The following is a 19,321-nucleotide window of genomic DNA, read 5'->3' as shown; positions in this document are numbered from 1 at the left end:
TTCTGACTGGCCTGAACTTCATTTCTTGCGAACTCTCATCCTGGCCGGATGTCCCAGGACGTCTTCAAGTGTCTTGGGAGGCCTTGAAGGAAACAAGAGCTCAAAATCAGCTTCTGCCTCCAAAGCGAATGCGAGCTTTACGACAGCTTCAAAGGATGCCCTGCCGGTCTCCTCAAAAACTCTCAGGGAGCCGTAGGAAACTCCCGCCTTGGAAGCTAGCTCTCGTTGGGTAAAATTGGCATCGATCCGCCGTCGCTTCATCCGTTTTGAGACATCTTCAATGATCTCCTTCGGTGAAGTCATGTTAAATGTGACCATTATAGCATTTAAACCCAAAATATTGATTTAAGAGTTATAATAATAGCAAATATTATAGTCGTCAAGGCCGCTGCTCGCGGGTGATCTTTTCCACTTATTAGCCCTTATGCGGGAAAAGGAGAGTTCTTTGAAAGCATCGAGGTTTTCGGAAGCGCAGATCGCATTCGTTTTGAAGCAGGCAGAGGATGGAACGCCGATTGGAGAGGTCTGTCGCAAGGCAGGTATTTCGGATGCCACGTTTTACAACTGGCGCAAGAAATATGCTGGCCTGATGCCATCTGAAATGAAGCGGCTACGGCAGCTCGAGGAGGAGAATGCCAAGCTGAAGCGGATCGTTGGCCGACGGTCCAACAACCGGATCAATGATGGAGTACGTGATCTGGCGCTGCAATTGGTGCGAGAACGCTGCGCGGACTTTGGGCCGACGCTGGCGGCTGAGAAGCTGGCCGAAGAGCACGGTTTTTCGGTTTCGCGCTGATGTTGCCGGGCGGCGCAGGGTCTGGATCAACTCAACACCAGGACGAGCCGTCCAGGAGGACGGGCGAAGAACGGCAAGCGCCTCAAGGCCAGTGCTGCGTTCGGCAAGTGAGGAACCCGGACATTCATTGCCGGCTTGCGCCATGATGCGCTGGCCGCCCTTGGGTCCAGGTGCAATGGACCGGGAGGCCTTCAATATCTATATCGAAACGCAACTGGCTCCGACGTTTGCTCCCGGCGATGTCGTCATTCTTGATAATCTCTCAGTTCACAAGAGCGCCAAGGCCGAAGCAGTTGTACGGCAACGCGGTGCATGGATGCTCTTCCTGCTGCAATATTCGCCCGACCTGAACCCGACAGAAATGGCCTTTTCAAAACTGAAAGACCATCTACGAAAGGCGGCCGCACGATGCTCTAGCCGCAATTGTCCACGGGCCGGGATCAAGCCTGCTCCTGCCGGCGTTGGGCCGCCTTCATGGAAAGCTTGAAGACAATGGCGATCAGCATTGTTCCGACAATGAAAACGAAGGCCGCGGCAGCTATCGCGGGGCTTATGTTTTCCCGGATCGTCGAAAACATCTGTCTTGCCAAGGTCCGCTGGTTGGGCCCTGCCACGAAAAGCGTCAGCACCACTTCGTCGAGGGAGGTGGCGAAGGCAAAGACGGCGCCCGATACGATTCCCGGAAGCGCAAGCGGCAGGGTTATCTTGCGGAAGACCACATGGGGAGCCGCACCCAGGCTTGCCGCCGCCTGTTCGAGGCGCCGGTCGCTCCCCTGCAGCACCGTCAGCACGTTGACGACGACGAAGGGCACACCCACGACGGTGTGGGCTATGATCACGCCGAGATAGCTGTTTGCCAGCCCGTAACGCGCAAACATCAGCTGCATGCCGACGCCCAGCACCACCGCCGGCACGACCATGGGCAGGAGAAAGATGGTCTTGATGAAAGCGAAGACCGGCGACAGCCGCGTGCCGCGCAGTCCGAGCGCCCCCACGGTCCCGAGAACGGTTGCCAGCACCGTCGTCCCGCATCCAATGATCAGGCTGTTGACGATCGACCTGCGCCAGACTTCGGCTGTCAGGAGTTCTTCGAACCAACGCGTCGAATAACCGGGAACGGGATAGTTGAGAAACACGCTGTCGGTGAAGGCGAGTGGCAGAATGGCAACGAGCGGCGCGAGCAGAAAGAAGACGGCGGCCGCCCCGAAGACGATCTTGCACCAGCGCAGCACATTCATGGCCGCAGTTCCCTCTCGGCCGAAAGCCGCAGGTAAACCACGTATAGGAGAAGCGTCGCTGTCAGAAGGACGAGGCCCAGCGCCCCGGCCATACCCCAATTTGCCGCGCCCGTGGCGTAATAGGCGATGACCGAACTGATCATCTGGTCCTTCGCGCCTCCGATCAGTGCGGGCGTGATATAGTAGCCGAGGGCACTCATGAAGACGAGAAGCGAGCCGGATATGACCCCGCGCAGGGATAGCGGCAGGAGCACGGTCAGGAAGGCTTGAACAGGATGGGCCCCGAGCGACGCGGCAGCGGGCATCAGGTTTTTCGGGATGCCCGCGAGCACGCTGAAAACAGGCAGGACCATGAAGGGCAAAAGCACGTGGGTCATGGCTATGATGACGCCGACGCGGTTGAAGATCAGCGCCAGCGGTTCCGTGGTCAGGCCGAGGAACATCAGCGTGGAATTGATCAGACCATTGTCCTGCAGCAGAATGAACCAGGCTGCTGTGCGCACGAGCAGCGACGTCCAGAGCGGCAGCAGCACCGCGCCCAACAGCAATTGGCGTTTCCACCCCTCGACGGACGCCGCGATCATGGCAAAGGGCAATCCGATGAGAACGCACGCCACCGTAACCGCCAGGGCCATCGAGAAAGTCCGCAGCAGAATGGCCCGATTGGCCGACGCGCCGGTCGGCAGCGCTGCAACCTCTCCCGAAGCGTCCCGGCCAAGATCGAGCGCAGCAAGGAGATTGCGGTCGGTGATCGTCGACGATGCGGCAACGCCTATGACCTGCCAGTAGCCATTGTCTGCCCAGCGCTTGTCGAGGGCAACGAGATCGAGCGGTTCCCCGGCCTCTTTCGCGGCGGTGCGCGTTTTGGGCATCAGCGTCCTGAAGCCGGACTTGGCGCTGTTCAACCGCCGGACCAGGTCGCCGAACAGCTGATCGTCTTCGATCTGCTTCAGGTCGGTGACAAAAGCGGCTTGCAGGGCCGCGCTCGGCGGACTTTCACGATCCCAGCCCGACAGCGCCGATGCCGTCGCCGGAAGCACATTGGCTGCGATCGGGTCCGATACGGCCGACTTCATCATCGTGAACAGCGGCAAAGCGAAGAAAACGATCAGGAACAGCAACAATGGTGCGACGAGCGCCAGGGACGTGACCTGGGTGCGGAACCGGCCCCGGTTCATGCGTCAATCACCCAGCAATCGGTCGGCAAGAACGAAATCATGATGTTGTCGCCCACCGAAGGAGGCCGGCGGCTGCGATCGGTCTTGATGATGAAGGACTGTTCGTTCCCCTGGACGAGCAGCCGCAAATGATCGCCATGATAGACCACGTCGGAAATCCGGGCGCTGAAACTATTGTCCGGCCCTGTGCCCAGCGTGACGCGTTCGGGCCTGATCGAGAGGCAGACATCCTTTCCCGCATGCAGCCGGCCACTGGCTTCGACGGACAGGGTTCCGCCATTCTCCAGCCGGATTCTGCCGGTGGTTCCCTCGACGGTTTCGACGGAGCCGCGGACGAGATTTGTCTCGCCAATGAATTCTGCGACAAAGCGCGTCGAGGGATGGTCGTAGATCTCCGCGGGCGAACCGGTCTGCTCGACCTTTCCGTGATTGAAGACGGCGATGCGGTCCGACATGGTCAGCGCCTCCGTCTGATCATGCGTCACGAAAACGACGGTCAGTCCCAGGCGCCGGTGCAGCGCGCGAATGTCCAGTTGCATCTGTTCGCGCAGCTGCTTGTCCAAGGCGCCGAGCGGCTCGTCCATCAGCACAACCTCCGGCTCGAAGATCAGGGCCCGTGCCAGGGCAACGCGCTGCTGCTGCCCTCCCGAAAGCTGCGACGGGCGGCGATCGGCAAAGGAGCCGAGTTGCACCATGTCGAGAGCCCGGGTGACGCGGTCCGCCGTCTCGGCGCGCCCGAGCCGGCGCATCCGCAAGGGAAAAGCGACGTTCTCCGACACGGTCATATGCGGAAACAGGGCATAGTTCTGAAACACCACGCCCATATTGCGTTTATGCGGTGGCAGGAGATCGATGCGCTTGCCCCTGGCCCATACCGCGCCGGTGGTGGGGCTCTCGAAGCCTGCAAGCATCATCAGAATCGTCGTCTTGCCTGAACCGGAAGGACCAAGAAGGCTGATGAATTCTCCCTGCTCGATATCCAGGTTCAGGCCCTCGACAACCGTCAACGCTCCGAAGGATTTGCTTACGTCTTTGAACCGAATGAATGAATCAGCCATCGTCCGATAACCTTGACAAACGGGGACAGTCTCAACAAGACCCAGCCGGAAAATTCAAGCGCGTCCTCGTCGAACATGAGAAATGGCGCAGGAGCATGGCGAACCATGCTCCTGCGGCCGAACCTACTGGGCAAGCCAGGCATTGAAGCGCTGGGTCAGCGCTTCGGAATTATCTGTCCAGAAGTCGATGTCGAGGGGAATGGCTCCTTTCAGATTGTCTGGCGCCGTCGGCAATTCCGCCTGGAATTTTTCCGGAACGAGTTTTCCCGCCTCGATGTTCGGAAGCCCGTAGGCAATATATTCCGGCAGCATGGACTGGTTTTCCGCCTTGCTGGTAAAGGCAATGAAGTCCATTGCCGCGTCCTTGTTCGGGCTGTCCTTAAGGATGACCCAGCTGTCGATCGCATAGATGCTGCCGGGAAAAATAAATCCGAAATGCTTGCCTTCCGACCGGTTCACGCCGCTTATGCGGCCATTATAGACGGTCGTCATCGCCACCTCGCCCGAAGAGAGCAGCTGCAGCGGCTGGGCGCCCGCTTCCCACCAGACGATGTCGGGCTTGAGCTCGTCGAGCTTCTTGAACGCGCGGTCGACACCCTCGGGCGTTGCAAGAACGGGATAGACCTGGTCGATGGCCACGCCATCGGCCATCAGGGCGAACTCAAGCGCATATTTTGCCCCCTTGCGCAGACCGCGCTTTCCGGGAAATTTTTTTGTATCCCAGAAATCGGTCCAGGAGGCCGGGGCCTGTTTCATCTTGTCGCCATCATAGGCAATACCGGTGGACCAGACGATCGCGCCCACGCCGCATTCGTCGACAGCTTCCGGCAGGAACTTGTCCTTGCCGCCCATCTTGTCCCAGTCGATTTTCTCGTAGATCCCGTCCGCGCAGCCAAGGGCGAGTTCCTCGGCTTCCACCTGGACGGCATCCCAGTTCGGGACGCCCGCCTTCACCTTTGCCTGGAGAACGCCATAGCCACCATCCCAGCTTTCATCGAGGAGTGGCTTGCCGGCTTCCTTCACAAAAGGTTCGAAATAGATCTTGCGCTGGGCATCCTGATAGTTGCCGCCCCAGGACACGACCGTCAGGTCGCGGGCCTCGGCGATCACAACCTGGGAGGCAAGAAGTGAGCATGCAAGCAAAGAAGCAGTCAGAATCTTCATTTTGTTCCCCTTTTTTAAGTCAAACAAACCGCAGTCTGCATCGGCGGCGTCGCCAATGCCGTCCTGGCATTTCCTGCGGCCGCCAACAAATTACCACCGTCCACCTCCTGAAGGAAATTTGCAAAGGCGGTTCATGGTACCCGCACCCAACATCAGGGTCCGACGGCCTCGTTTTCGAAGGAAGGCGCTTTCAGGCCCTTGAGCTGACGGATCAGCACCGGCACGATCATCCCACCTCCCAGCAACGATGAATAAAGCTCCGGCACTACCAGAAGAACGGCGGCGGCGACCAAGGTGACCTGTTCCCAGATGCGCATTCGCACCAGCATGAATCCCGAGAGCGCCGCGCCGAGACAGGTTATGCCCACGACGCAGCCGATGAAGGCAATGAAGAAATCGGCCCAGGAAAAATTGGCCGTAACCAGCAGCAGGGATGGCGAGAAAACGAAGACGAAAGGCACGAGCACCTTTCCGAGGCTGAGTCGAAACGCCGTATTGCCCGTCTTGAACGGATCGGCACCCGCCATGCCCGCGGCCGCATAGGCGGCAAGGGCGACCGGCGGCGTGATGTCCGCAAGCACGCCGTAATAGAACACGAAAAAATGCGCGACGATGGGCTCGACGCCGAGCATGCCGAGCGTCGGCGCCGCAATCGTCGCCATGATGATATAATTTGCTGTCGTTGGAATTCCGCATCCCATGAGGATGCACACGACGCCCGTCATGATCAGGGTGAACAGCAGGGTCAGCGATTGCGGCGCAAACATCATCGTCGGCAATATGGTGCCGAACCAGGTTGCCATCTCCACCGCCGTCGAGGTGACGATGAAGGAGATCTTGAAGCCGACCCCCGTCAGCGTGACGACGCCGACGACGATCCCGACTGTTGCGGCGGCAGCCCCGACGGCCAAGGCGTATTTCGCGCCGTCGCGCAGCCCTTCCAGGATATCCATGATGGACATGCGCCGGCGCGGATTGATCAGGCCGACGAGAATGCACAGTGTAATCCCCCAGAAGGCCGCAAGGTAGGGCGTATAGCCGGCAATCAGGATGCCGATCAGGGCAATCAGCGGTATGACCGTCGGCCAGTCGCGCCGGAACGCTTCCTTCAGGTCCGGCATCTCGTCGGGACGCAAGCCGCGCAGCCCGGTGCGCTTGGCCTCGAAATGGACCTGCACCAATACCCCGAAAAAATGCATGAAGGCCGGCACGATAGCCGCAAGAATGATGGTCGTATAGGGAAGATCGAGAAATTCGATCATGAGGAAGGCGGCTGCGCCCATGATCGGGGGCGTGATCTGCCCGCCGGTGGAGGATGCGGACTCGACCGCGGCGGCAAAGTGGCGCTTGTAGCCGAGACGGATCATGGCCGGAATCGTCAGCGACCCGACCGTGACTGTATTGGCAACGGACGAGCCAGAGATCATGCCGAAAAGCGCGGAACCGAAGATGGAGACCTTGGCCGGACCGCCGGCATAGCGCCCCGCCACCCAGGCGGCGCAATCGAGGAAAAGCTGGCCCAGGCCGATGCGCGTGGCGAACACACCGAACAGGACGAAATGGAAAACATAGGTGGCGACGACGCTGAGCGCGATGCCATAAATCCCCTGCGTCGTCAGATAGAGGTGGTCCACGAGCTGCGAAACGGTCGCGCCCGGATGAACCAGTATGCCCGGCATGGACCGGCCGTAAATGGCATAGCCCATAAACAGGAGCGCAATGATCGGCAAAGGCCAGCCCACGGAGCGCCGGGTTGCTTCCAGCAGAGCCAGGATGAGCAGGCCGCCGAGGACCACATCCGTCGGCGTGGGATTTCCCACGCGGAATGCGAGTTCGTCGAGCGGGATCAGGGGAACATGCAGAACCGCAGCAACGGCCGCAAAGGCAAGCAGCCAGTCGAACAGGGAAATGCCGAGCGGTCGCAGAAAGGAGGATACGGCCGGCTGGTCATAGCCCTTGCGCGAAAACGGGAAGACGAGGAACACCAGCCCCAGCACGAAGGACAGATGTATGCCGCGGTGGATCATTTCGGGCAGAAGGCCGAAACCGGCGGTGTAGTAGTGGAAGATCGACAGCACAACCAGCAGGGCCCCGACAATCCAGCCTGTTGCCGGCGAGAGCGGGCGAAACCGGATCTCGGAATCGAACTTTTCCTCCAGCTCGCGTGTCCTGGCCTCATCAAGCTCCATTGGCGCTATAGGGGATTGCTCGTCTGACGACATCGGCATCAGAGCTCCATCACATTGGTGTTGAATGGTTCAGCATAAGGGAAGCGGACGAACCGCCTCCCTTCTGCTGTTCTGGTTGGCTTCCACCTTGCTTGCTTATTTCAGCACGCCGGCTTCCTTGTAGAAGCGTTCCGCGCCCGGATGGAGCGGAATAGCGAGGCCCGTCGTCGCATTCTGCAAGGTGATCAGTTTTCCTTTTGCGTGACCGGCATCCAGCGCTGCCCGCGTGGCGTCGTTCCACATGGTCTTGGTAATGTTGTAGACCAGGTCATCCGGTTGCCTGGCACTCGTCACCCACTGCGCGGCAACGGAGATCGTGGGCGTCTCCCCCACATCCGTATAGGTTCCCGCCGGAACGGTATCCTTTGCAAAGAAGCTGTTTTGGGAAAGGAGCTTCTCCGCTTCCGGCCCCGCAATCGGTACGAGCGAAATGCCGCTCGATGTCGCAAGTTCCGATATGGCGCCAGTCGGATAGCCGCCGACGAAGAAATAGGCATCCAGCGCGCCGTCGCGTAGCCGGTCGCCGGCCGGGCCGGGCTTGAGGTATTCGGCCTTGATGTCCTTCTCGGTGATGCCGTAGGCGCCGAGCACGATCCGGGCATCGACGATGGTGCCGGAGCCGGGCTCGTCCAGCGACACGCGCTTGCCCTTGAGGTCCGCGACCGATTTGATGTCGGCGCCCTTGCGGGCAACGAGATGGATCGTTTCCGGATAAAGCGTCGCAATCAACCGGAGATTCTCGACCTTGCCCTTCCCCTCATAGAGGCCGGTTCCACTGTGCGCCCAATAGGCCACATCCGACTGGGTCAGGCCCGATTCCATCCCGCCGCTTTCAATCGCGTTGATGTTTGCCACCGAACCGTTGGAGGAAACGGCCGTTGCCACGAGCCCGGCAACCCCCTTGTCTCCCGCCCCCGATATCGCATTGGCGATAAGGCCGCCGATAGGATAGTAGGTCCCGGCCGTTCCGCCTGTGCCTATGCGAAAGAAGGCCGGCGTCTGTGCAACTGCCAGGGTCGCTCCGACAAAGACCACTCCGGCCACCACGGCCGCCAAAGGCCCGAATCTTTTCATGATAGTCATTTCATACCTCTTATGTTTTTGCGACGAAGGATCATGACCGAAAAGCCGATTGTCAACTGTTCTCGGTCACCTTGTGTGGAAAGAATGAATCAGCCGGCCAAATTGGAAGATTTGCGCGTTCACCCGTTGCGTCCACGACAGCCCTGTTGCGGCCAAATGGTGTGATGCCGATCGATGACGAAGGAATGGGCATGTCTGGTCCCGGAGGTTTTCGTGCCCTCCCTCCAATGGGGATGATCAGGCGCAAGCCCCTCATGGCCATGCTCGATCACATCGGGATCGGCTGCGGGCCATGCCAGCAGTGCCATTGCCGTGGAAAGCCCCGCGATCAGGCCGAGGACGATGAAGGTCAGCGACATGCCTCCGGATGCACCCAGCCATCCGGCCAGGAGATAGGCAATGAGCCAGCAGGCATGGGAAAGCGCGAATTGCGCCGCAAACAGGGCGGGCCTGTCTTCCGGATGGGCGGATTTCTTTAAAAGCCGGCCCGAGGGCGTCTGTGCCGCCGAATAGCCCATGCCAAGGATGAACCAGAGCGCCAGAAGCGCAAAATAGGAGTGCACCACCTCCCCGGCGATCAGACCGGCGACGAGCAGGATGGTTCCCGCCAGCATTGCCGTGCGATCCTTCACCGTCTCGAGCAGACGCGGCAGCAGGAGAGCGGCCAGCATCGACCCGGCACCGAAAGCGGCCAGCGCAAGAGCGGTCCAGCGTTGCGCCAGGCCGCAATGCGATTGAACGATCACGACCGTATTGACGATCACCATGGCGCCCGCGGCGGCAACCGCCATGTTGACCGCAAGCAGGCCGCGCAGTCTCGGCGTGGCGCAGTAAATGCGCAGGCCACGGGTGGTCCGGTCGGAGAACCCGCGGCGTTCCCCGGGCTTCGAAGCCGGAAGCGCAACCGAGACGACGAGCGCCGCCGAAGCCAGGAAACCGACGACCGTTCCGGCAAACAGGCTGTGGAAGCTGACGACCGTCAGAAGTGCGGCGGCAAGAACGGGGCTGACCAGGCTTTCCAGGTCATAGGCCAGCCGCGAGAGCGAAAGGGCGCGTATGTAATCCTTCTCGTCGGGCAGGACGTCCGGGATCGTTGCCTGGAAGGTCGGGGTAAAGGCAGCGGAAGCCGATTGCAGCACGAAAATCAACCCGTAGACCTGCCAGATTTCCGTCACGAACGGCAGGGCCAGCGCCACGAGCGCGCGGATGAGGTCGAGCGTGACCAGCATGGCGCGGCGCGGCAGACGTTCGGCAAAGGCCGCCGCAACCGGTGCGACGCCCACATAGGCGATCATCTTGATGGCAAGGGCCGTGCCGAGAACCGCGCCCGCATCCTCCCCCGCCAGATCATAGGCGAGCAGGCCGAGAGCGACCGTGGCGAGCCCCGTGCCGACGAGGGCGATGATCTGCGCCCCGAACAGATGGCGATAGGTCTTGTTGTGCAGGAGGGAAAGCATTCAAGCCTCCCTGACCGGCTCGCCGAGCGTGTGCATCAGCCGGTTCGCCCAACCGAATATCGCAACCGCATGAATGAGATCGAGGATTTCGAGATCGGTCAGTCCGATCTCCCTCAGATGGTAGAATTGATAGACCCCCACCCGGTCCGGATGGGCCGTCAGCTCGATGCCGAAATCGAAGATCGCCTGATATTTTTCCGGCAGGTCGGCCTTGATGCCGCGCGCATAGATTTCCTCTATGATCTCCGGTTGCTTTTCGAGTGCAATGAAGCGGTTTGCATGGACCGCGGCGCAATAGATGCAATGATTGACCAGCGAGGCTGCAAGCGCTCCAAGTTCTCTCTCGCCGCGGGAAAGCCCGCCCTTGGCATACATGATGTCGTTGAACAGCGGCGTCCGCTCTGTCAGCGTCTCCGGCTCATGGGCGAGCACCCGGACATAGGCCGAAACCTTGGTATTGGATGGCGTGACCTTCAGCGCGTTCAACTGCTCCGGCGTTGCCTCGGCAAGATCGACCGGGGTCACATAGGGGTCCCATTCGAGCGCATCAAGGGTGAAGCTGCGGACGATCTCTCTGGCCATTCAGTTGTCCCTCAGCATGCGCAGACCCGCCATGACGAGAATCTGATAGTTCACGAAAGCGATCAGACCGGCCAGCGTGACGATATCGCGGTCGTCAAGCCCGGCAGCGTAGAGAAGGCCGATATCGGATTTCTCGGCCTGTCTGGGCGTCAGGGTGACAAGATCCACATGCCGGATGATCGCCTTCAGCCTGTCCGTGGCGCCGTCAAGAGGGTTCTCCGGGTCGCTGATGCGCAGGCTGGCCGCGTCGCCGTCTTGCTTGTGCAACACGCCATCATAATGCGCGGCAAGTTCATGCGATTTCCACAGGCGCGCCATGCGCCCGGCAAGGGCCGCCCGTTCTGCATAGGAAAAGTTACGAGGCTCCCCTGGATGCAGCGCCGCTTCGTAGCTCGACTCGGTCAGACGTCTGATATCCGCCCGCTGGCCGCGCAGGGCCGCCAGGTCCGGGGAGCCGGTTAATCCCAGAATATGGTCCACCACGTCGATCGTCATCATTCGCCCTCTCGCGTCATGAGGTTTGAACCCTTTGGGAAAGCGGCGCTGGCGAGGCATCGGCATCCGTCCATTCCGAACCGTCCAGTTCCGGCTTCTCATAGGCGAGAAGTTCCTCCCAGTGCCTGTCGACGTCTTCGATGAAGAACCTTGCCGCCAGTCCCCGCGCAAGCCATTGCGCACCCTCGCTTATCGCAGGAATGTCGCCGCTCACCTTGCCGATGCTGAGCGTTGCCGCATAGTTGAAACAATGAATGTGCTTCAGCCAGGGAGCCCGTCCCTCCTGCTTCTCGGTGAAGGAAAAGTCGCTGCTCAGCCAGGGGAAGCGGGCAAGGTCGATATTCTCCTCGCCCGGCGAAGGCGTGTAGTGATCGGCCCAGACGGAGATTTCATTCGCATAGGGCTCGAGTTCCGGACGGCTGAACGTATCGACCGTGAACCCGGTACCGAGAATGATGTGATCCGTTCTGAACACCCGGCCGTTTTCCGTGCGGATCACCAGCTCGCCGCCATCGACCTCGACGGATTGGACAGCACAGTCGAAGTGGAAGAAGGCGTTGCCGTGGCGACTGACGCGCAGGGTGGAATTGTGGGGCGCGGGCGTCTGATGCTTCATGGAATAATCCATGATGCGCCAGCGCCATTCGGCGCTGATTTCGGCAAAACCGGCGGTGACGCCATAGGAGCCTATGCCCATCAGCTTGTTGACCGTCGGCATGGATTTGCGCCGGGCAAGCAATCGAACCTCGGCGGCGCCCCGTTCGAGGGCCTCGGCGGCATTGTCGACGGCCGAAGCCCCGACTCCGATGACGGTGACGCGCTTTTGCCGCAATGCGGCAAAATCAATCATGTCCGACGAATGCGACCAGCGCTCCTGCGGGAGCGTCAGCACGAAGCCGGGGATCGTCGGACGGCCGAGGCCCTCGCGGCCCATGGCAAGGACGACCTTGCGCGTCAGCACCGGTGCCTGCGTTCCGCCGGCCATCTCCAGCTCGAACAGGCCGCTGGCCAAGGGTTTCACCCGGCTTACGTCGACACCGTTTTCGACAGGCAGGGCCAGCACCTTGCGGTACCACCTCAGATACTCCATCCACATCGGCCGCGGAATGCGAAAGAGCCGGTCCCATTCGCGCTCGCCGAAGCGGGCCGTGAACCAGGCCCGGAAGGTCAATGAAGCCATGCCGTAGGCAGGCCCGACCAATTGCTTGGGCGACCGCAATGTTTCCATCCGGCCATAGGTCATCCAGGGTCCCTCGAACCCGTCCGGGCTCCGGTCGACAATCCTCAGATTGGAAATGCCGGCATTGTACAGCGCAAAGGCGGCCACCAGCCCGCACATGCCACCCCCGATGACAACCACGTCCGATACGGCGCGGCCGGATGTGTCCCGGGTTTCCGGCACCCAGTTTGCGGGTGGGTAGTTGAGAAAGGCGAGATCCTGCCGCACCCGCGCATCGAGTGCGTCCAACCGGCTTTCGCTCCCTTGCGCCATCAATGTCTATCCCTTCGCTCTGCGGTCAGTCTGCAAGGACAACGGCACGGTCTTTGCTCCAGCTTATCCAGACCCGGTCGTTCGAAAGCTGGCCGAGTGCCTGCGGGTCGGCCATGGCGTGGATGGATCGATTGTCCGGCAGGGCAATCGTCAGCGAGGTGTGATTGCCCTTGAAAATCCTGTGCGTGACGGTTCCCTCGATGGCGTTTCCCTTTGTGGACTTCCTCGCCGAACACAGGATTGCTTCGGGCCGAACCGCCACATTGGCGATCTCGCCGATCTCAACCCGATGGGAGCCGACCGTTGCACGCACCTCGGTGCCGCCCCATTGGAGAACGGCGATCCTGTCTTCGAGCGCCGTCACCCGGCCCTGGAGAAAATTGGTCTCGCCGATGAAATTGGCGACAAACCTGTTGTTCGGACGGGAATAAAGCGAATGCGGATCGCCCATCTGCTCGATGCGCCCCTTGTTCATGATCACGATCACATCCGACATGGTCAGCGCCTCCTCCTGATCATGGGTGACGAAAATGAACGTCTTGCCGGTCTTTTCCTGGATCGACTTGAGCTCGATCTGCATCTGCTGGCGAAGCTTGGCATCGAGCGCGCTCAACGGCTCGTCCAGCAACAGCACGTCGGGGTCCGGGGCCAATGCCCGCATCAGGGCGACGCGCTGCCGCTGGCCGCCCGAAAGCTGCGCCGGCATGCGGCCGGCAAAATCCTCGAGCTGAACGAGGCCGAGCAATTCCATGACCCGTTCATGGATGCGGGCCGACGCCAATCCCTTCAACTCGAGACCGAAGGCGATGTTCTTCGCCACGCTCATATGCGGAAACAGCGCATAATCCTGAAACACGATATTGACGTTGCGGCGGTTGGGCGGCAGGCGGGTCACATCCGCTCCACCGAGATAGATGGTTCCGGCATCGGGCATCTCGAACCCGCCGAGCATGCGCAGCGTGGTCGACTTGCCGCAACCCGACGGGCCGAGCAGGGTGATGAACCTGCCCGGCTCGACCTTCAGATTGAGGCGGTCGACGGCGGGCACCCCGCCATAGTTTTTGGTAACTTTGTCGAAATGGACGATAGGCGGCATCAGCGGGTCCTTGAGCGGCGCGTCAGGCGTTCGGCATAGAGTCCGACAGCCGCCGTAACGACGACGACAATCGTAGCCATGGCATTGATTTCCGGTGACATTCCGCTTTGAACCTTTGCGAAGATCAGCATGGGAAGCGTGGGGCGATAGCCGCCCAGAAAGAAGGTTCGCACGAAATCATCGATGCTGGTCAATGCGCAGAAGATCATCCCGCCGATGAGAGCGGGGGCGAGGAATGGCAGTGTCACCCGGCAAAAGGCGACGAAATTGTCCGCGCCGAGATCGCGGGCCGCATCGACGAGACTGTTCGGCATGGTGCGCAACCGGGTCAGCACCATGATCACGACGAAGGGAACCGCATGGAAGGTGTGCCCCATGATAATGGCTGCCGTGCCGGTCTGCATGTTGAGCACGCTGACGAAAATACGCAGTGAAATGGCCGATATCATCCCCGGCACGACGGCCGGAAGGCAGGCGAGCGCGAAAATGAGGGTTTTTCCCCAGATGCCTTCCGCTGAAATCAGCATGGCGATCCACACGCCGATGATCGTTGCGGCAACCGTGGTGACGAAGGCAATGAACAGTGAATAGAGGCATGCGGAAAGGAACTGCTGGTCGCCCATGACCTTGACATACCAGTCCAGCGTCCAGTTGCCGACGGGAAAAGCGATGAATGTGGCATCCTTGAAGCTCATGGCCATCATCAGCAGCAGCGGGCCGATGAGATAGACCACGAATATCCAGTAGGTTGCCGACAATGCCGTGCGGGATGCGTCTGCGAACAGGGTAGATCCTGACATCACATGAACCTCGTGGTGCGGGCGCCGCCGACGATGCGCATGAAGACGCCGGCGATCGCCAGCGCCACCACGAGCATGAGCATGGAAAAGGCCGCGCCGACCGGCCATTTGTCGCTCGCACCGTGAAAGAATGCGGAAATGATCTCCGGGAATATCACCGTGCCCGGCCCGCCGAGCAGAAGCGGCGAGGCAAAGACGCCGACACAGGTCAGGAACACGAGGCTGCAGCCGGACACGATGCCATCCTTGGAAAGCGGCAAAATGATCCGCCTGAAGCGCGTCAACGGACCGGCACCGAGATCGGCGGCGGCATCGATCAGGTGGGACGGAATCTTCTCGATGGCGGCATAGAGCGGCAGCAGCATGAACAGTGCGATCAGATAGATCACACCGAAGCTCAGGGAAAAGTAATTGTAGAGAAGCGGGACCGGCCGCTCGATCAGTCCGATTTCCCGCAGCAATACATTCACCGCGCCGCGATTTGCCAGAAGCATGATCACCGAAAAGGTGCGGATCAGTTCCCCTGCCCAGAAGGGCACGAGGAGGAGGAGGAGCGCCTTGGTGCGGTGGCCCGGGGCGATGACCTTGGCGACATAATAGGCCACCGGATAGACCACGACCAGAGCCACGGCAGTCACGCAGGCCGAAAAGACCAGGCTTCGTATGAAGGGAACGAAGTAAAGGCTGTCGCGGAAGAAAACCATGTAATTGGATAAGGTATAAGATCCGGTCTTTCCCGCAGGTATAGGAAATTGTTCCAGAAAGCTTATTCTCGCCAATTGGAAAATCGGCCCGATGTGAAAGAAGACGATCCACAGGAGAGGAACCGCCAGAAGCAGGACCAGCTGGCCGATCCTGCTTTGCGCCAAGGCACCGATGGTGAAGCGATAGACAGAGGAATTGACCAGCCGGCCGATCCAGCCGCTATATCGCCATGGCCCGCTGCCGGCCTGGCGACCCGGAATCGAATCGGCTTTGTCAATCATCTGTATGCGCCCCGGCAATCGTCAAAACGGTCAGGCTGCCTTTATCTCGGCAACGGCCCGGTCGATCATGTCGTTCTTCATGTAGCGGTTGACCGAACTGAAAAACTCGATCCGCGCGATCTGGTCCTCGGGCAGGGTCGAGGCCGCGCGCTCGCGATCGTCGAGCACCTTGTCGACGCCGGCGATCGTCGAGGTAAAGCCTGACTGCCGGGTCATCGCCGCGCCGATTTCCGGGGAGGCGAGAATGGCATCGAGGAATTTGTAGGCGCTTTCGGCGTTCGGCGCATTGTTGACGACGTTGAAGGAATAGAGGAACCCATATGTTCCCTCCTTCGGAATCGACAGTTCGATCGGATGGCCGTCCATGATCAGCTTGGACGTGGGCCCCGACCAGGTCTGGGCGAGGTAGATATCCTCGTTGACGAACATCTGCTGCATTTCCGAACCGGCGTCGTAATATTTGCGGACCATGTCCTTGTGCTTGATCAGGAAGTCCCTTGCCTGGTCGGTGGCTTTCTGCGCTTCCTCCTGCTTGCCTTCATAAGAGACATAGTCGCCATCCGTGCCGAGGAAGCGCATGGTGACGGAGAGGAAGTCGCTGATGATATAGGAGGTGTAGGACTTGTATTCCGGGTCGAACATGATCTCCCAGCTGTCCGAGGTCTTGGTGTAGTCGGTGTTGCGGGCCAGCCCCTCGAATCCGGCAAGGAGAGGAAGGCCCCACACTTTTCCGTCTATCGTAAGTTGTGGAGCATCCTTGTAGGCACTTGCAAGATTCTTCCAGTTTTTCAACCGGGACGTGTCGAGAGCGGCGAGCAGATTGGATTTGGTGAACTGGGTCAGGCGATGCCCGGTCACGGTGACGATGTCGGTGGAGGGATTGGCGCCTTCCGCCGTCAGCAGATTGTATTGCTTGCCCTGGTCGTCCGTGAGCCTGATCCTTATCTCGATACCCGTTTCCTTCTGGAAGGCATCGATAAAGTCCTGCGGGATGAATTTGTCGTAAGTCGTGATGTTCAGGACTTTTTCCTGGGCCCACGAGGGGCGCGGGCGTATCAGCATCGGCGTGGCAAGCAAGCCTGCACCGCCAAGCAATTTCAGCGTCGATCGGCGACTTGTCTTGATCTCGTTCATCTTTTTCTCCAGCTTCCCCGGTCTCATCGGCTTATTGTAATGCAACCATCTGTATCTGTCGAAAACCTGTCACAAAGACTGCATTGGCAGGATTGAACACAACTCCGCTCAAAAATACAAATGTAAATTTGTGGATTGACAATTGACCGCCCAGCCGGACGATAACGGTGTGACGGCAATGGGTGGAATCAGACAGGTATAGGGGTATGGCGATGCGGGTGGGTATTCTTGGCGCTGGTGCAATCGCCTATGGCTGTGCTGCCTATCTTGCCGATGCGGGTCATTCGCCGGTGCTCTGGTCCCCTTCCGGCAATCGCACCAGGCAATTGGCCGAAGGCGAAAAACTGGTTGCCACGAATGCGGTAGAAGGCGCCTTCACCATCGCGGTCGCGCAGAACTGCGCTGCGGCGTTGGACAAGGCGGACGTCGTCCTCATCGCTCTTCCGGCCTATGGGCACAAGGCCGTCATGGACGCGGCCGCCCCTCACCTTCGCCCCGGCCAACCGGTGATCATCAGTTCTCACACATCCTTCGGCGGGCTTTATCTTTCCCGGCTTCTTGCCGCCAGGGGCGTCGAGCTGCCCATCATCGTCTGGGGCACGACCCTTGTGACGGGACGCCAGCAGGATCCCACCAGCGTCAATGTCGCGACGGTCCGCCAGAAGGTCGATGTGGCCACAATTCCCGCAAGCGCGATCAATGAGGGCCATGCGCTGTGCACGGCGCTGTTCGGTGACCGCTTCGTCAGGCGGGATGGATTGATGGCGATCGCATTGAGCAATCTCAATCCGCAGAACCATCTCGGCATTGCCCTGCTCAATCTCACCCGCATGGAAAAAGGCGAGCGCTGGGGCCAGGGCGAGAATGTCACGCCGGCCGTGGGGCGCCTGATCGAAGCGCTCGACGAGGAACGCCTGGCGATCGCCGCCAGTTTCGGGCTCTCGGTGCGCACCGTGCGTGAGCATTTCTCCCTTTCCTTTCACGTGCCGATGGGCTCGGTCTGCGACATGAACCGGGAAATGCACCGCCAGGGGCGGGGCGGGTTCGGGCCGACCACGATCGAAAGCCGCTATATTCTGGAGGATGCGCCATTCGGCCTTTGGCCGACCGCCCTGCTGGGCAGGCTTGCCGGCCACCTGGCCGTTCTGCACGAATCGGGCATTGCGCTTTATTCGGCCGCCTATGGCCGCGATCTCATCGCCGACAATGACATCCTGCCGGTCCTTGGCCTCGAAAAGCTGACGCCGGAGCAATTGCAGGCATTGTGCAGGAACGGATATGCGCCGGCCTGACGAAGCACAACGGGTTCAACGCCATGCTTGAAAAAACCGGAGATATTGAATTCCGCCGCGCCCGGCCGGCAGACCTGCCCGCCCTGGTGGAACTTCTGGCCAATGATCCATTAGGACGGGAGCGGGAAGCACCCGAAACCCCGCTTCCGCTCACCTATCACGACGCTTTCAAAGCCATCGACGCCGATCCCAATCAGTTCCTCGTGGCCGTTGTCGAAGCGGGCCGGATCGTTGGAACGCTCCAGCTCACATTCATTCCCGGGCTTTCGCGCAAGGGGGCGTGGCGAGGGCAGATCGAGGCGGTTCGCATTGCCGGGGATCGCCGCCGCGCGGGCCTTGGCCAGCTTGTCTTCGAATGGGCCTTTGCCGAATGCCGCCGGAGAGGCTGTGAACTCGTCCAGCTCACGACGGACAAGGGCCGTCCGGATGCGCACCGCTTCTATGAGCGGCTCGGCTTCCACGCAAGCCATCTGGGCTACAAGCTGCAGATTTCCCGATAGCCGGTTCGATCCCGTGCCCGTTTGTCCCGGCCGAAATGGGCCGGGGTCTGTCGAGGCTCTGGCGGTATTGCTCGGCCTCCCGATTGGCAAGCTCCGCTTCCTGTGCCTCGCCCGGACAGGAAATCTGCGTACCGTGCGGTATCAACAGGTTCGGCACGGGCATGGCAATGACACCGGCCGTTCTTCGCGATAGTTCGATCAAGAGCCACATCGTCAATAATGGTGCTGTCGAAGCTATGCCTGCTGACGAAGAGCAAGAAAATGTAAATCTCGCAATACACACGATTGCGCATGAGTGCCACATGTAGAAATAAAGGCTGCACTCGATAAATGCTTTCCGGGCGAAATGCTCAGGAAATTTCATGACCACATACTCGATTCATGGCGGTGGGAGGTAATCAGTGCTTGCCGGGAGGAATATGCGGCCTGCAGATTGCAGGTGCCACGGAATATAATCCGCTCCCGGCACACGAAGAAATGTTTTTACTTGCACGGTCGGACCGAGGAAAAGATTAGATATCTCGTCCGAGATTTCACCGGAGACGGGGCAGACGCTCTTTTAGCTCCCGTGTTTGGCGCTTATGACACGATGATGAAGTTCGGTTGCTACATGCTCGGAGCCATGGCCGCGAGCGGGAAAAGATCTTTTACAGATTCGCCGCATGACAATCGGAGCTACGATGTAATTGTGTAGGTACCGCCGACAAAGTTGGCGGGCTGTGGAAGGTATGCGCGACTTTCT

General features: G+C 60.0%; 18 protein-coding genes and 2 pseudogenes. 5 read left to right on the top strand and 15 right to left on the bottom strand.

The genetic code is table 11. The annotated features are described in order from the left end of the window. Window positions 1-18: 18 nt before the first annotated feature. A complete protein-coding gene (locus ABKW30_RS21485) occupies window positions 19-303 on the bottom strand; it encodes a helix-turn-helix transcriptional regulator (protein ID WP_348600967.1) in 285 nt (94 codons plus the stop codon). A 142-nt stretch (window positions 304-445) separates the two neighbouring features. Between ABKW30_RS21485 and ABKW30_RS21480 the strand changes: the two are divergent. Continuing rightward, a pseudogene (locus ABKW30_RS21480) lies at window positions 446-655 on the top strand (transposase); the annotation flags it as partial. A 340-nt stretch (window positions 656-995) separates the two neighbouring features. Next, window positions 996-1,205: pseudogene (locus tag ABKW30_RS21475) on the top strand (transposase); the annotation flags it as partial. Between the two features lie 31 nt (window positions 1,206-1,236). Here the strand turns inward: ABKW30_RS21475 and ABKW30_RS21470 are convergent. The 14 genes from ABKW30_RS21470 to ABKW30_RS21405 form a co-directional block, all read right to left on the bottom strand. Then, window positions 1,237-2,034: an ABC transporter permease gene (locus ABKW30_RS21470; RefSeq protein ID WP_348600966.1), complete on the bottom strand. Its 798-nt coding sequence runs from the start codon at window positions 2,032-2,034 to the stop codon at window positions 1,237-1,239. Further along, window positions 2,031-3,146, bottom strand: a complete 1,116-nt coding sequence (locus ABKW30_RS21465) for an ABC transporter permease (RefSeq protein WP_348601109.1) — start codon at window positions 3,144-3,146, stop codon at window positions 2,031-2,033. Before ABKW30_RS21465 ends, ABKW30_RS21470 begins: the two co-directional genes overlap by 4 nt. 62 nt (window positions 3,147-3,208) lie before the next feature. Then, complete coding sequence (locus ABKW30_RS21460) at window positions 3,209-4,270, bottom strand: ABC transporter ATP-binding protein (protein ID WP_348600965.1); 1,062 nt, start codon at window positions 4,268-4,270, stop codon at window positions 3,209-3,211. A gap of 123 nt (window positions 4,271-4,393) precedes the next feature. Beyond that, the gene (locus ABKW30_RS21455) at window positions 4,394-5,434 is read right to left on the bottom strand and encodes an ABC transporter substrate-binding protein (protein WP_348600964.1); all 1,041 of its coding nucleotides are present in this window, start codon (window positions 5,432-5,434) and stop codon (window positions 4,394-4,396) included. Window positions 5,435-5,586: 152 nt separating this feature from the next. Further along, window positions 5,587-7,656: a TRAP transporter permease gene (locus tag ABKW30_RS21450; protein ID WP_348601108.1), complete on the bottom strand. Its 2,070-nt coding sequence runs from the start codon at window positions 7,654-7,656 to the stop codon at window positions 5,587-5,589. Window positions 7,657-7,758: 102 nt separating this feature from the next. Continuing rightward, window positions 7,759-8,745, bottom strand: coding sequence for a TAXI family TRAP transporter solute-binding subunit (locus ABKW30_RS21445; protein WP_348600963.1), 987 nt, complete (start codon window positions 8,743-8,745; stop codon window positions 7,759-7,761). Between the two features lie 119 nt (window positions 8,746-8,864). Next, on the bottom strand, window positions 8,865-10,202 hold the full coding sequence (locus ABKW30_RS21440) for an MFS transporter (RefSeq protein ID WP_348600962.1): 1,338 nt from the start codon (window positions 10,200-10,202) through the stop codon (window positions 8,865-8,867). Next, on the bottom strand, window positions 10,203-10,784 hold the full coding sequence (locus tag ABKW30_RS21435; protein WP_348600961.1) for a peroxidase-related enzyme: 582 nt from the start codon (window positions 10,782-10,784) through the stop codon (window positions 10,203-10,205). Next, the gene (locus tag ABKW30_RS21430) at window positions 10,785-11,282 is read right to left on the bottom strand and encodes a CMD domain protein (protein ID WP_348600960.1); all 498 of its coding nucleotides are present in this window, start codon (window positions 11,280-11,282) and stop codon (window positions 10,785-10,787) included. A gap of 13 nt (window positions 11,283-11,295) precedes the next feature. Further along, the gene (locus ABKW30_RS21425; RefSeq protein WP_348600959.1) at window positions 11,296-12,771 is read right to left on the bottom strand and encodes an NAD(P)/FAD-dependent oxidoreductase; all 1,476 of its coding nucleotides are present in this window, start codon (window positions 12,769-12,771) and stop codon (window positions 11,296-11,298) included. A gap of 25 nt (window positions 12,772-12,796) precedes the next feature. After that, complete coding sequence (locus tag ABKW30_RS21420) at window positions 12,797-13,867, bottom strand: ABC transporter ATP-binding protein (protein ID WP_348600958.1); 1,071 nt, start codon at window positions 13,865-13,867, stop codon at window positions 12,797-12,799. Then, window positions 13,867-14,667, bottom strand: coding sequence for an ABC transporter permease (locus ABKW30_RS21415; protein WP_348600957.1), 801 nt, complete (start codon window positions 14,665-14,667; stop codon window positions 13,867-13,869). The genes ABKW30_RS21420 and ABKW30_RS21415 overlap by 1 nt, the downstream gene beginning before the upstream one ends. After that, on the bottom strand, window positions 14,667-15,653 hold the full coding sequence (locus ABKW30_RS21410; RefSeq protein ID WP_348600956.1) for an ABC transporter permease: 987 nt from the start codon (window positions 15,651-15,653) through the stop codon (window positions 14,667-14,669). Before ABKW30_RS21410 ends, ABKW30_RS21415 begins: the two co-directional genes overlap by 1 nt. A 30-nt stretch (window positions 15,654-15,683) precedes the next feature. After that, window positions 15,684-16,787 (bottom strand): extracellular solute-binding protein, encoded by a 1,104-nt coding sequence (locus ABKW30_RS21405; protein WP_348600955.1) that lies wholly within the window; start codon window positions 16,785-16,787, stop codon window positions 15,684-15,686. A 212-nt stretch (window positions 16,788-16,999) separates the two neighbouring features. On the opposite strand from ABKW30_RS21405, the gene ABKW30_RS21400 reads away from it, so the two are divergent. The 3 genes from ABKW30_RS21400 (at window position 17,000) to ABKW30_RS21390 (ending at window position 18,887) form a co-directional block, all read left to right on the top strand. After that, window positions 17,000-18,079, top strand: coding sequence for an NAD/NADP octopine/nopaline dehydrogenase family protein (locus ABKW30_RS21400; protein ID WP_348600953.1), 1,080 nt, complete (start codon window positions 17,000-17,002; stop codon window positions 18,077-18,079). A 23-nt stretch (window positions 18,080-18,102) separates the two neighbouring features. Continuing rightward, complete coding sequence (locus ABKW30_RS21395) at window positions 18,103-18,579, top strand: GNAT family N-acetyltransferase (protein ID WP_348601107.1); 477 nt, start codon at window positions 18,103-18,105, stop codon at window positions 18,577-18,579. 83 nt (window positions 18,580-18,662) lie between these two features. After that, entirely contained in the window at window positions 18,663-18,887 is a 225-nt protein-coding gene (locus ABKW30_RS21390; protein ID WP_348600952.1) for a hypothetical protein, read from the top strand. Window positions 18,888-19,321: the final 434 nt, after the last annotated feature.

Source organism: Phyllobacterium sp. SB3 (genome assembly GCF_040009165.1).
GTDB lineage: Bacteria > Pseudomonadota > Alphaproteobacteria > Rhizobiales > Rhizobiaceae > Phyllobacterium.
The sequence above is the reverse complement of the archived record's forward strand: the minus strand, read 5'-3'. Positions and strand labels throughout refer to the sequence as shown.